We start from the raw sequence: 12,441 nt of genomic DNA, 5'->3' as shown, positions 1-12,441 counted from the left end.
CCGCTCCGGGCCGGGCCCCGGACCGGGCGCGGAACGGTCAGCTCCTCCGGGGAGCCCGCGTCAGCACCACGCCCGCCAGCACCGCGAGCAGTCCGAGCACCGGACCCGCGCCGAGCCCCAGGCCGGACACCGTCAGCAGCAGCATCCCGCCGCCGACCAGCGCCGCGGCGGCCAGGACGCGGACCATGCCCGGGGAACCGCTCAGCACCTTCGGCGGGTTCTCGAACCGCACCGCCCAGTGCGCCAGCGGCACGATCAGCGGCACCAGGACCACCAGCCCCAGCACGCCCCACAGCACCCACGTGCCCGTCAGCGGCTCGGGGGTGTCGATCCCCAGGCCGAACACCAGCACGCCCGCCACCACGCTGAGCGGCAGCATGTGCCACAGGTAGACCGTCATCAGCTGCGGGCAGATCCGGTCCAGCAGACGCGCCGGGCCGGGGCGCTCCGACCAGGCGCTGATCCGCTCGCGCAGCAGCACCGCGACGCCGATCTGCAGCGCGCCCATGGCGGCGAGCAGCAGGGTGGGCGGGGACACGTTGGAGGACTCCGTGGCGAACACGCCCGTCATGTTGAGCGAGTAGGGGCCGAACAGCGCCAGGGTCAGCGCGACGGCCGCGCCGCCCGCCACCATCCCCGCGGCGTAGCGGAGGCGGATCGTCCCCGTCGCGTAGCGGAACCCCAACTGGTGCACGCCCAGCCACACGAAGGCCACGTTGAGGTAGCCGACCCAGTCAGCGCCGGTCGAGAAGCGGGTCAGGTCCACGGCCGCGGCGGCTACCAGCAGGGCGATCGGGACCCACCAGCCGAAGAGCTCCTGGGCCCGGACCAGCAGCGGGGTAGACACGACCACCAGCACGTACACGGCGAGGAACCACAGCACCATGCCCGCGGCCTCGGCCCCCACCAGGACCGCCTGGGCCGGTGCGCCGCCCAGGACCAACAGGTGGGAGGCGACGATCCACAGGGCCGCCAGCGGCACCACCGGCCAGGCGAGTCTGCGCAGTCTGCGCGCGAACCAGTCCGAGGCGGACATGCCCCGGCCCGAGGCCGAGCGCCAGCTGATGAGGTTGGCCGCGCCCCCGACGAAGAAGATCAGCGGCATGACCTGGACGACCCACGTCAGCACGAAGCCGCCCTCGGTGGACAGGACGCTGCCCGCCTCGAAGGAGCCCGGCTCGTGGACCAGGACCGGCAGCCACCAGTGCTGCATGACCACCAGAGCCATCACGAACAGCCGGATGACGTCCAGGAACCTGTCCCGGCCCGCCCCGGGACGCGGTGTCCGCGGAGACGGCAGGAGGGCGGTGCCGGAGGTGTACGCCGACGACGCGCCTCCACCTTCGTTCTCGACGGTCACGGTCATCGGTCGCTCCTTGGTCTACCCCGTACGCGTGTGCGTCCCCGGGCGCGGTGGTGCGCGGGGGCCGTGTGGCCGGGATCAGGGGGTGGCGACGCGTTCTCGAACGCGCCCGGTGGCGTGGCCGCGTCAGCTCTACTGTCGGCGACGCGTGGTAACGAGAGTAGGTCCGGTCGGGTGGTGGCCGCGATGGATCTGACGCCCCTCTCCGAGGGGCGGTTCGCCCGACCGTGGAAGGTGGTGCCTGCACCACCGCGCGTCGGGGCACGGCGGGTCGGGGACCGTCTTCCCCCGGGCGGAGGGCGCGGACGCGCCGAGCGGTGCTCCGGAAAACCCGGGAGAGTTCCCGCACACGGTACCCCGCGGGCCAGCGTGCACGGAACCCTCGGGGAAGGTCCGTGTGCGGAGACGGAACAGCTGTCCGGGGTGGTCGGGCCGCGCGACACCGGCGCGGGGGCCCCGGGCGCGAGCGGAAACGGCGGCTCAGGATTGAGCGGAAACGGCGGCTCGGCCGGAGGCGGAAACGGCGCCCCGGGCAGAAGCGGAACCGGCACCCGGGGCGGGCCGCTCCGGTGGGCGCTGTGACCGAGAAGCCCCACCGGCCCGGCCGCGTTCGCCGCGGGTCAGGACCGCCCCCGTCACACGGGCGACGTTTCCGGTCGCGGTGGCAGGGCTCAGTGTCAGGGCTCAGTGTCAGGGCGCGGTGGGCAGCGCGCGCTTGTGGGCGGTGACGCGGTACCGGTCGACCAGCGCGGTCTCCACGTGCTCGGGCACCGGCAGGCCCTCCAGGAAGTCGTCGATCTGCTCGTAGGTCAGGCCGAGCGCCTCCTCGTCCGGCTTCTGCGGGGCGAGCGTCTCCAGGTCGGCGGTGGGCACCTTGCGCACCAGGTCCTCCGGAGCGCCCAGCTCGGCGGCGACCGCGCGCACCCGGCGCTTGGTCAGCCCGGTCAGCGGTACGAGGTCCGCCCCGCCGTCGCCGTACTTGGTGAAGAACCCGGTGACCGCCTCGGCCGCGTGGTCGGTGCCGACCACCAGTCCGCGCAGGCCGCCCGCGACCGCGTACTGGGCGATCATCCGCTGCCGCGCCTTGACGTTGCCGAGGACGAAGTCCGCCGAGACATCGCTGGCGTAGGACATCCCGGAGGCCGCCAGGGAGTCGGCCATGGCGTCGCTGGCGGGCCTGACGTCCACGGTGAGGCAGCGCTCGGGTGCCGTGAACGCGACGGAGCGGGCCGCGTCCTCCTCGTCCTTCTGCTCGCCGTAGGGCAGGCGCATGGCGACGTACTCGCACTCGTGGCCGTTCTCCCGGGCCCGGTCCACCGCCAGGCGGCACAGGCGTCCGGCGGTGAGCGAGTCCACACCGCCGCTGATGCCCAGGACCAGCGCGGTGGAGCCGGTGCTGATCAGCCGCTCGGCGAGGAAGGCCACACGGCGTTCGATCTCGACGTGCACGTCGAAGTGCTCGGGCACTGCGAGGTCGCGGACGATCTCGCGACGGGCCTGGCTCAGCTCGGTGTCGGTCACTGCGGTCCCCCGTGGATGTGGTGCGTGTGCCCGCCGATTATCGCCTGTCCCGCGTTCGGGGACGAGTCCGGGGAGTGGCCGGAACCGGAAGGGACGGGGAGGGGGCGCGACCTCGGGGACTCGGGGCGGTCTCAGGAGTCCGTGCGCAGGCGGCGGGCGAAGCGCTCGTAGTCGACGACCACGCCGTCACCGTCCACCGACAGCCGGTACTCGCCGTGCAGGGGGTCGCGGTAGGTGTAGCGCTCCAGCCCCTCCTCTGCGGGGTGGCGGGTGTAGCGCTGCCGGACCCGGCGCACCCGCAGGGAGGGGATGTCGATCCAGACCACCGCGATGTCGCGGTACTCGCCCGGACGCAGGCCGAGACGGCGGATGGGCAGGGTGTTGGTGAGCGGGGTGGCGGCGACGTCCACGTCCAGGCAGCCCACCAGGCCGGGGAGGGGGACGCCGTCGGGCCCGGTCCAGTGGCCTCCGTGGGCGTCGAGCGTGACCGACTCCAGCCCCTGGGAGGAGAGGACCTCGGCGCGCACCCGCCGGGTCGTCCACGCCAGGTCGGTGCGGACGCTGAAGCGGGTGAAGAACCGCTCCTCGCCCACGACGACGGTCTCCCCGGCCTCCAGGCGGTAGCCGTCGGGCTCGGGGAGGAGCGTGCCCAGCCCGAGCCCCTCGGGGACGTCGGTCCGGGTCCACACGGCCGGGTGTTCCGTCAGTGACGACATGTCACCGTTCTACCGTTCCGGGATCGGGTGCGCCAGAGCGGCCCTCGGCCCGCACCGCGGACACGGTACGGGCCGAGGGTGCCGGGGCGGTCGCCGCCCAGCCGTCGCCGGTGTGGCGGCCGGTCAGACCCGGGCGGACTCTCCCGGGGCGGAACCGGAGCCGGTCCCGCGGACCTCGGCATCGACCCGGTCGAAGTCGCTCTCCATCTGCGGGGTGACCCTGGCCAGGCCGTTGAAGACGAAGATGGCGGCGACGCTGAGGATCACGGCCGGGACCATGGCGTACAGGCCGGTGTTGAGGAAGTTCGCGTCGAGGATGTCCCACACGATCGCGGTGGTGCCGCCCGCGACCATGCCCGCGAGCGCGCCGGACCAGCTCATGCGCTTCCAGAACACGGAGAGCACCAGGATCGGGCCGAAGCCCGCTCCGAACCCGGCCCAGGCGTAGCCGACCAGGTCCATCACCGACTGGTTGCCCCACAGGGCGATGGCTGCGGCACCCAGGGCGACGGCGACCACGGTGACGCGGCTGACCCACAGCAGCCTCTTCGGGTCGGCGTCGCGGTCCACGAAGGCCCGGTAGCCGTCCTCGGTGAGCGCGGACGCGGCGACCAGCAGCTGGGAGTCGGCGGTGCTCATGACGGCCGCGAGGATGGCGGCGAGCAGCAGCCCGGCGACCAGCGGGTGGGTCAGGGCCTCGATCAGGAGCGGGAAGACCTGCTCGGAGTTCTCCAGCGGGGTGTCGAAGTAGGCGATGCCGATGAAGCCGACCAGCACGGCCAGGATCATGGCGGTGACCGCCCAGGCCACGCTGATGGTGGCGGCCTTGGGGATGTCCCGGACCGAGCGGATGCCCATGTAGCGGGACAGGATGTGCGGCTGGCCGAAGTAGCCGAAACCCCAGGCCAGGCCGGAGACGATGACGACCCAGCCGAGGGTGTCGGTGCTCACCCACTGGCCGAGCTCGGCGTCCAGGGCGGTGCCGCCGACGGCCGACAGCAGTCCGGTGCTCTGCTCGGACACGCCCTCGGACAGCCCCGCGAAGCCGCCGAGCGTGGTGATCGCGACGACCGGGACGATCAGCAGGGCGATCCACATCATCGCGGCCTGGAGCACGTCGGTCAGCGACACGGCGAGGAAGCCGCCGAGCACGGTGTAGAGCACCACGATGCCCACGCCGATGGCGATGGCGGGCGCCGGGCTCAGGCCGAAGACCTGGTCGAACAGGGCGGACATGGCGACGAGCCCGGAGGCGACGTAGAAGAAGTAGAAGACGATGATGAGCACCGCCGATACCCCGCGCAGCAGCCGGGTGGGGTCGTTGAAGCGGTTCTCCAGGAAGGAGGAGAGGGTCAGGGAGTCGGAGTCGCCCCCCGAACGTGCGTCGGTCACGCGCTCGGTGTACACCCGCAGGCGGGGCGCGAGGAGGATCCAGCTACCGGCGAAACCGCAGGCCAGACCGACGGCGATCCAGGCCTCCCCCAGACCGGAGACGTAGATGGCGCCGGGCAGCCCGAGCAGCAGCCACCCGCTGAAGTCGCTGGCGTTGGCGCTCAACGCCGCCACCCAGCTGTTGAGCTGTCTGCCTCCGAGCACGAAGTCCGACTGCGAGACGGTGCGCTTGTAGGCCCACAGCCCGATGGCCACCATGGCGGCGAGGTACACGCCGAAGGTCGCGACGGACCAGAGCATGGACTCGTCCAAGACCCTGCCCTCCCTTCCCTTGAGCGCGCGGACGAGAGCCTTACGCGCTGTTTATGGACATTGCGGGAGATCATTGCCCTTTGTTCGGCAAGTCACAACGTCCGTGCGTGGAACAACACCGCTTTGAGATCTCGTCGAGTTCTCGACCAGGCACTATTGTCCGCCAGGCCATGCCGGGGCACCGGTGTTTGTCGGATCGGACATACGCGGGCCGTCCACCCGCCCCCATGAGAGCCCCTGTGATGCGGATCACCCTCCACCAGAGCGCCGGAACCCGTGCGCACCGGTTTCCACGCTCGTCCTTATAACTCCCTTCCGTCACAGAGAGCACTCGTGGAACTCTGTTCCCTCCGCTCCAGTGCCTCTTGATTCACCGCTGCCCGAGGGGGAATTGTTCCGAGAAAAGTTGACATCGAGAGAGGTCTCCCGAACGTGGCCGCCCCCCGTACCCCGCGTGGTCTGCAACCCAACGAGCCCTCATGGCAGATGCGTGTGCTCGACCAGTACGACACCGTGGGCGGTGCCGTGCTCCTGTCCCCCGGCCTGCTGGTCACGTGCGCGCACGTCGTCAACGCCGCGCTCGGCCTCGACGGGGACAAGGAGGAGCATCCGGGCGCGCTCGCCACCGTGCGCCTCAAGTCCTTCGACGACCGGGAGTGGGAGGCCACCGTCGACACCCAACTGTGGTCGGCGGGCCCCGACAGCCGCGACCTGGCCGTGCTGCGGCTGCGGGACGCGGGTCCCGACACGTCCTTCCCCGTGCTGAGGGAGTGCGCGAGCCTGGAGCCGCAGCAGCCCCTGTACACGGCGGGCTACCCGGAGGGCATGCGCTCCCTCCAGGCCCCGCTGGTCTGCCAGGGGCCCGGCGGGCCCACCGGGCTCACCCACCAGGTCGAGACCCCCGCCTCGCAGCCGGTTCGGATCACCGGCGGCTTCAGCGGCTGTGCCGTGCGCACCGGGACCGGCGAGCTGGTGGGGATCATGCAGAAGACCCACCACTACGTGTGGAACGACCCCGACCGGCCCTCGGGCATCGCGTTCATCCTCCCGGTCGAGGAGCTCGTCGGCGAGCGCGACGGGGGCGACGTCGTCTCCGCGCAGCGCCTGGCCGACGAGTCCCTGTGCGGCAGGGAGGCCTACGACAGTCTGCACGACCTGCTGGACTCGGTCTCCCTGGAGGCGGTCCCGCCGGAGGACCTGCTGCGCCCGAGCGAGACGCGCAGGGCCAGGCGGCACGGCACGGGCACGACCGCGTGGCGGGTCCTCACCGCCCTGTGGGACCTGGTTCCGCCCCTGGGCGAGCCGCCGCCCCGGGTCGCCTGGGTGCACCACGTCCACCAGGAGATCCGGCGCCAAAGACCACTCCCGCCCGCGGTGTGGTCCTGGATCAGGCGGGAGGCCTCCCCGATGGGGCGCGACTGGGAGGAGGTCCTGACCCGCGACCGGGACCGGCGGCTGCTCAGGAGCCGGGAACCGAACGCTGCCGCGGCACCCCACACCCACCGTTCCGTGCGGCCGCCCGGAACGGTGGTGACCTTCGAGCTGGAGCCGGTGACCGGCGGGTACCGGCTCCTGCACAGCATCGACCACCGGGACGAGAGGGGCGAGCTGCCACAGAGCACGAGGCTGGTCGGCGAAGCGGAGATCTGCGACGAGATCGCCGACCTCATGGGCGAGGCCACCATGCAGATGTTGATCACGCCGGACGAGGACTCACTGCGGCTGAGCGTCCGGCTGCCGAGGGAGCTGCTGCACCTGAGCCTGGGACAGGCCAGCCCGCACCGCGACCTCGTGGCGTTCCCGCCCCTGCTCTGCACGATGTACGAGATCGTCTACCACGTGCGCGAACGCGTGACGGCACCGCACTACCTGGGCGCCTCGGACCGGTGGCGCGCACGCACCACGCGGCAGCGGGCCCGGCCCCTGGTGGAGGACCGCAACGTCCTCACCTCATGGAGGCAGGAGGCGAACGAGGTGGCCAACGTCCTCTCCGACCTGGACCTGACGGTGCTCGTCGTGGACGACGAGAGCCCGGACCTACGGCACGTCTACGACGCGGCCCTGTACCAGGGGGTCCCCACCATCATCAGGGGCCCCAAGAGCGCGATCCTTCCCCTTCTCCAGGAACTACTCGACCAGGAACCCGACGCCCGGGTACGGATATCCGGGCTCCCCCGTTATCTGCGCGACAGGGCGAGGGAAAATTCGGACAGTCGAAAAATCGCGATCATCCATGACTCCTTTGAGGACACACTCCTCCGGGACGCTCTCGGCGGCCCCAGCGACACTGAGAGCCCCTGAGCCTGGGGGATGATGGAGGGGCACGGCACACCGGGTCCGGTCGCCACACACCGGTCGTATTCGCGTCCGGACCGTGACGGCTCCCCGTCCCTGCGGGAAACCACCGTCTTTCCTGGCTAGAATCTCTCTGATTGGATAGGAGAACCAGAGAGGTATTCCCAGAGGGCAACGGGGACACGCCCGCCGATTCGGATATCAGGTCCATATTAGGACAAAAATGGATGATCTGTCGCACAGGTATCGCAACGCACTCGGCAACCTGACAGACGGGCCGTCCCGTCTGGCCGTCCTCGTCGACTCCTCGTCCCTGATGGGCCTGCACCAGCGCAGTGTCGCGGAACTGACCGGTGAGGCCGAGCGGGCGGGGGCGACGGTCGTCCGCTTCCACCCCGGCCACGCCGCTCACGCACCGAGAATCCACGGCGCCGAGGCGGCCGTTCTCGTCACCGACACCCAGGACCGGGGTTGGCGCCAGCCGAAGCTGCGGTCCTGGGTAGCCGCGCTCGCCTCGCGGATCCCCACCGCCGTCCTGCACCTCCTCGACCGCTCCGTGTGGTCCGGGGGGCCGCTCACACCGCAGCCGATGCGTATGACGGCCCCGCCACCCGTCTCCCCCGCCTCGTGGACCCTCGCACGCGCCCCGGACGAGAGCTCCGATCCCGTTCTCCCCGCCGACGCGGCGGTACTGCCGGTCCTGGAGTGCGGACCGGAGGCCCTGGAGGAATGGGTCTCGGTTCTCGACGGCGGGATCCAGGTGTGGGAGGCCGACGTGTGCGTCCTCCCGCCCGACGGCGCACGGCCGCCCAGCGCCACCCCCTGGGAGCCCGACCCCGTGTCGCGCTTCCTCTCCCACGCCTCGCGCGGGGCCCGCGAACTCGCGGTACGCCTCACCCAGGCACCCGTCAACCTCGCCGTCGCGGAGCTGATCCAGCGCAACATCCCCCACGCGCCCCGCGACGGGCGCCTCGCCGTCACCGAGATCGCCGAGGTCTTCGGCGGCGAGCTGATGGACCCGACACTGCCCACCGGTGACCTGCACGACCCGGCCGCCACCGCCCTGGAGTTCCTGCCCGGAGTGCGCAGGGACCTGCTCGGCAGGTTCGGCGACCTCAGCGTCATGCGGTCGGTGTACTACTCGCTCGGCATCGAGTTCAAGGACTCCGCCCGGATCTACCAGTGGCTGGCCCGGATCGAGACCGGAGCGCCCCTCGTTCCCTCGCTCGACGGGGAGGAGGACCTGGCCAGGGCCGTGCTCCCCGCGCTGTCCGAGATGCCCGGCGAGTACCGGCGCTTCGCCGAACACCTGCGCGCCGCGCTGGAGGGGGGTTCCGCTCCCGCGGTCCCCGACGCCGTCACCGCTCCCTCCACCACCGCACGCCGCACTACCGCCGCACCCCGAGAGGAACCGAGTCCGACCGTGACCGACACCCACGCCTCCGAGACGGAGTCCGCCCCCTCGGAGCCCACCGCCCTGCGCCCCCGGAGCCGTCAGCCCCGGACCAGGTCCCTGGCCAAGCTCCGCGGCGTGCCTCCGCACAACCTCAACTTCACCGGGCGCGAGAAGATCCTCGAACGCGTCCACGGCCTGCTGGAGGAGTCCGCGGGCGGGATCTACCTGCTGTCGGGCGGGGGCGGCATCGGCAAGACCCAGATCGCCATCGAGTACGCGCACCGGTACCGGGACGACTACGACCTGATCTGGTGGATCACCGCCAACAGCCCCGCCGACATCCAGCAGTCCTACATGCACCTGGCCCGGCACCTGGGTGTGGCCGAGGACGGCGGCAACCTGGAGAGGACCGCCCAGCACGTCCGGGACGTGCTGGAGAGCGACCCCGAGGTGGGGCGCTGGCTCCTCGTCCTCGACGACGTCTCCGACCTGGACCAACTGGGCGCGGGGGAGATCCCCACCAACGGCCCCGGCGACATCATCATCACCTCACGCGACCAGAGCTGGATCCCCAGCGGGCGCAGCGAGGGCTCGGTCGTGCCCAGCCTGACTCCGGAGGAGAGCGTCGCCCTGCTCCGCAAGGTCTGCCCCCAGGGCCTGGAGGACGACGGGGACGCCCTCCGGATCGCCGAGCGCCTGGAGCACCTTCCCCTGGCGCTGGCCCAGGTGGGCTCCTACCTGCGCGACTCCCTGATGAGCGTCGAGGACTTCCTCCAGCTGATCCAGGACAAGTTCGACGACTTCGTCACGCACGTGGAGTCGGAGGACCTGTACCCCCTGCCGCTGGCCGCCGCCTGGAACATGCAGCTCGACGACCTGCGGCGCGGCAGCGGAGGGGACCGCGCGCTCAAGCGGATGGTCCGCGAGTTCGTCCAGCTGTGCGCGTTCTTCGGTCCCCGCCCGCTGGCGCGCACCCTCTTCCACCGGGCACGGGGCCTGAGTGCCAACCCCGAGCTGGCGCAGATCCTGGGCAACGAGATGGCCCTGTCCAGGGTGCTGCGCTACGTGAGCAGGCACAGTCTCGCCGAGTTCGACCGGACCAAGCACACCTTCCAGATGCACGTCACCTTCCAGACGGTCGTGCAGAACACGCTCGGCGACGAGGAACGCGTGCGCTACCGGGACCTGGCCCACCGGCTCCTGGCGCAGAGCGACCCGCTCGGCCCCGAACTCCCGCAGAACTGGCCCGAGTACCAGCTGCTGTTCACCCACGTGACCGCGTCGGAGGCCTGGCGCAGCCACGACCTCCAGGTCCGCGGACTGGTCTACAACGTGATCATGTACCTGGTGGAGACCGGGAACGACAACGAGGCCCTGAACCTGGCGGACCGCGCCATCGAGTCCTGGTACGACGACACCGCGCAGCGGTTCCAGGTGCAGCTGCTCCGTGCCCGGCTCCTCCGCGCCCAGGGCGACAACGAGATCGCCCTCTCCGAGGCCGAGCGGATGTACGCGGAGCAGACGGAGCTGGAGGGCCCGGAGAGCGAGGAGGCCCTGGACGCCTACCGCGCACGGGCCACCGCCCTGAGCAACCTCGGCCACTACGGCGAGGCCCTGACCATGTTCGAGGACATCCACCGGATCAGGATCGCCCGGTTCACCGAGGACGACGAGAGCACCCTGAGCCTCGCGCACGACATCGCGGTCTGCCTGCGCCGTCTGGGCCGGTTCCAGGACGCGCTCGACCTGGACCGCCGCACTCTCGAACAGCGCAAGTACGTGTTCGGGACGAACGGCATCCCCACCCTGCGCACTCGGCTGTCCATCGGTCTGAGTCTCATGGCCCTCGGGCACCTTCAGGAGGCCCGGGAGACGCTGGAGGACTGCCAGCGGCGCTTCGACGCCGCCGAGGCGGACGCCAGTGTCCACACCGCGGACATCCCCGTCTTCCTCTCCGTGGTCCACCGTAGGCTCGGCGACCACGACCTGGCCCTGGAGCTGTCCGGGCAGGTACGCGACGCCAACGCCCAGCGCCACGGGCCCCGCACCAGGCCGATGCTGCACATCAACAGCATCCACATGGTGAACCTGGCCCTCACCGGCCGGGTGGAGGAGGCCGAGGACCTGGCCGAGGACCTCCTGGAGCACATGGACGAGGAGTTCTCCAGCCGCCACCTCTTCCCGTGGGCGTCCCGGGCCAACGCGGCGATCGTGTTCCGGGCCGCGGGCGAGTACGAGCGTGCCTACGATCTCGACCGCGCGGCGTCGGAGGAGATCCGCGGCATCTTCCCGGACGCGCTGATCACCCTGGCCGCGGTCGAGGTCAACCTGGGCAACGACCTGTTCTCGCTGGGACGGCTCAAGGAGGCCCGCGCCCAGGACACGGCCGGCGTGGAGCTGTGCCTGGAGAGCCTGGGCGAGCACCACCTCTTCCTGACCACCGCCCGGCGCAACCTGCTGATCAGCCGCCGGGCTCTGGGAGAGGACGTCCGGGAGGAGTGGGGAGCCCTGCGGGACCTGTACGCCGCCCGTTTCGGCCCGGACCACCACTTCGTGACCACGATGGCGGACTTCGTCCGGCTGGACACCGACATCATCCCGGTCGGGGGCTGAGGCACGGGTCCGGAAAACGTCCGGGAACGCTCCGGATCGCAGGACGCGGCGTCAGGAGAGGGACGAGAGCAGGGACAACCACTCCTGACGGCCGAACACCAGTACACACCCGCCCGGATGGCGTGAATCGCGGAAGAGCACCCGGCCCGGTTCTGTCAGAGAGGCCTCGCAGCAGTTCTCATGCCCTGAGGACCTTGACGACTTACGCCATCCGGTGCCGTCGCGTCCGTCGCACCAGCGGGCACGCGCGTCGTTTCGCCCGGTCATAACTGGTTCGTCCCACCGTTTCCTCCGCGCGGACGGCAGCGGAATCTCGCCTTTTGCGGACACTTGCCAGTATTTTACTTTCCGAGCTCTCCCACAGGAATAGCTTTCCCCTCCTCCAAGGAACACGTGAGGTCAAAGTGAACAAAGTGATCGACTTCGTCACCGACGACGGCACCGTGGTCAGCATCGAGTCCGTGCCCGCCCGCAGGGAGGGTGCCGCCAACGTCTCCAAGAGGTCCGAGGAGGCCACCGGCGACAAACGGCTCGACGACGTCCTGCTCCGGATCCGCAAGGTCGCCGAGGCGGTGTCCGGGCAGTTGCGGGAACTGTCCTCTGCCTCGCTCGCCCCCTCGGAGACCGAGGTGGAGTTCGGGGTGAGCGTGACCGCCGAGGCCGGGGCCGTGGTCGTCAAGGGGAGCGCGGAGGCCACCTTCAACGTCAGGATGACCTGGTCGGGCAAGGGCTGAACGCACACGGCGGGGGGGGGGGGGGGGGGGGGGGGGGGGGGGGGGGGGGGGGGGGGGGGGGGGGGGGGGGGGGGGGGGGGGGAGGGGGGGGGGGGAGGG

8 protein-coding genes are annotated in these 12,441 nt (G+C 71.1%); 3 read left to right on the top strand and 5 right to left on the bottom strand.

Annotated features, from left to right (window positions below; translation table 11 throughout):
• Window positions 1–37 precede the first annotated feature (37 nt).
• The 4 genes from ACSIH6_RS26965 to putP all read right to left on the bottom strand — a co-directional run bounded on the left by ACSIH6_RS26965 (window position 38) and on the right by putP (window position 5,292).
• The gene (locus ACSIH6_RS26965; RefSeq protein WP_435111151.1) at window positions 38–1,366 is read right to left on the bottom strand and encodes an acyltransferase family protein; all 1,329 of its coding nucleotides are present in this window, start codon (window positions 1,364–1,366) and stop codon (window positions 38–40) included.
• 687 nt (window positions 1,367–2,053) lie between these two features.
• The gene (nadE, locus tag ACSIH6_RS26960) at window positions 2,054–2,884 is read right to left on the bottom strand and encodes an NAD(+) synthase (protein ID WP_435111150.1); all 831 of its coding nucleotides are present in this window, start codon (window positions 2,882–2,884) and stop codon (window positions 2,054–2,056) included.
• A 131-nt stretch (window positions 2,885–3,015) separates the two neighbouring features.
• Window positions 3,016–3,600, bottom strand: coding sequence for a putative glycolipid-binding domain-containing protein (locus tag ACSIH6_RS26955; protein ID WP_435111149.1), 585 nt, complete (start codon window positions 3,598–3,600; stop codon window positions 3,016–3,018).
• A gap of 123 nt (window positions 3,601–3,723) precedes the next feature.
• Window positions 3,724–5,292: a sodium/proline symporter PutP gene (gene putP / locus ACSIH6_RS26950; RefSeq protein WP_435111180.1), complete on the bottom strand. Its 1,569-nt coding sequence runs from the start codon at window positions 5,290–5,292 to the stop codon at window positions 3,724–3,726.
• 444 nt (window positions 5,293–5,736) lie between these two features.
• Here putP and ACSIH6_RS26945 point away from each other — a divergent pair, with 444 nt between their 5' ends.
• Both ACSIH6_RS26945 and fxsT read left to right on the top strand, forming a co-directional pair.
• The gene (locus ACSIH6_RS26945) at window positions 5,737–7,605 is read left to right on the top strand and encodes a S1 family peptidase (RefSeq protein WP_435111148.1); all 1,869 of its coding nucleotides are present in this window, start codon (window positions 5,737–5,739) and stop codon (window positions 7,603–7,605) included.
• A 217-nt stretch (window positions 7,606–7,822) separates the two neighbouring features.
• Window positions 7,823–11,608 carry an FxSxx-COOH system tetratricopeptide repeat protein gene (gene fxsT / locus ACSIH6_RS26940; RefSeq protein ID WP_435111147.1) on the top strand — a complete coding sequence of 1,262 codons (3,786 nt, stop codon included), beginning with the start codon at window positions 7,823–7,825 and terminating at the stop codon, window positions 11,606–11,608.
• 51 nt (window positions 11,609–11,659) lie between these two features.
• Here the strand turns inward: fxsT and ACSIH6_RS26935 are convergent, their stop codons facing one another.
• A complete protein-coding gene (locus ACSIH6_RS26935) occupies window positions 11,660–11,875 on the bottom strand; it encodes a DUF397 domain-containing protein (protein WP_435111146.1) in 216 nt (71 codons plus the stop codon).
• Window positions 11,876–12,021: 146 nt separating this feature from the next.
• Between ACSIH6_RS26935 and ACSIH6_RS26930 the strand changes: the two genes are divergently transcribed.
• On the top strand, window positions 12,022–12,342 hold the full coding sequence (locus tag ACSIH6_RS26930; protein WP_435111145.1) for a CU044_2847 family protein: 321 nt from the start codon (window positions 12,022–12,024) through the stop codon (window positions 12,340–12,342).
• The last annotated feature ends 99 nt before the right edge of the window (window positions 12,343–12,441 follow it).

This window comes from Nocardiopsis synnemataformans (assembly GCF_965343085.1).
Taxonomy (GTDB): Bacteria; Actinomycetota; Actinomycetes; order Streptosporangiales; family Streptosporangiaceae; genus Nocardiopsis; species Nocardiopsis alborubida.
Note: the sequence above shows the minus strand (reverse complement) of the source record. Positions and strands in the feature narration are given on the sequence as shown.

What these genes read in the sequence shown, in the direction of transcription:
- ACSIH6_RS26965 (WP_435111151.1), bottom strand. Translation starts at nt 1,366, where the DNA reads ATGACCGTGACCGTCGAGAACGAAGGTGGAGGCGCGTCGTCGGCGTAC.
- ACSIH6_RS26955 (WP_435111149.1), bottom strand. Translation starts at nt 3,600, where the DNA reads ATGTCGTCACTGACGGAACACCCGGCCGTGTGGACCCGGACCGACGTC.
- putP (WP_435111180.1), bottom strand. Translation starts at nt 5,292, where the DNA reads ATGCTCTGGTCCGTCGCGACCTTCGGCGTGTACCTCGCCGCCATGGTG.
- fxsT (WP_435111147.1), top strand. Translation starts at nt 7,823, where the DNA reads ATGGATGATCTGTCGCACAGGTATCGCAACGCACTCGGCAACCTGACA.
- ACSIH6_RS26935 (WP_435111146.1), bottom strand. Translation starts at nt 11,875, where the DNA reads ATGACCGGGCGAAACGACGCGCGTGCCCGCTGGTGCGACGGACGCGAC.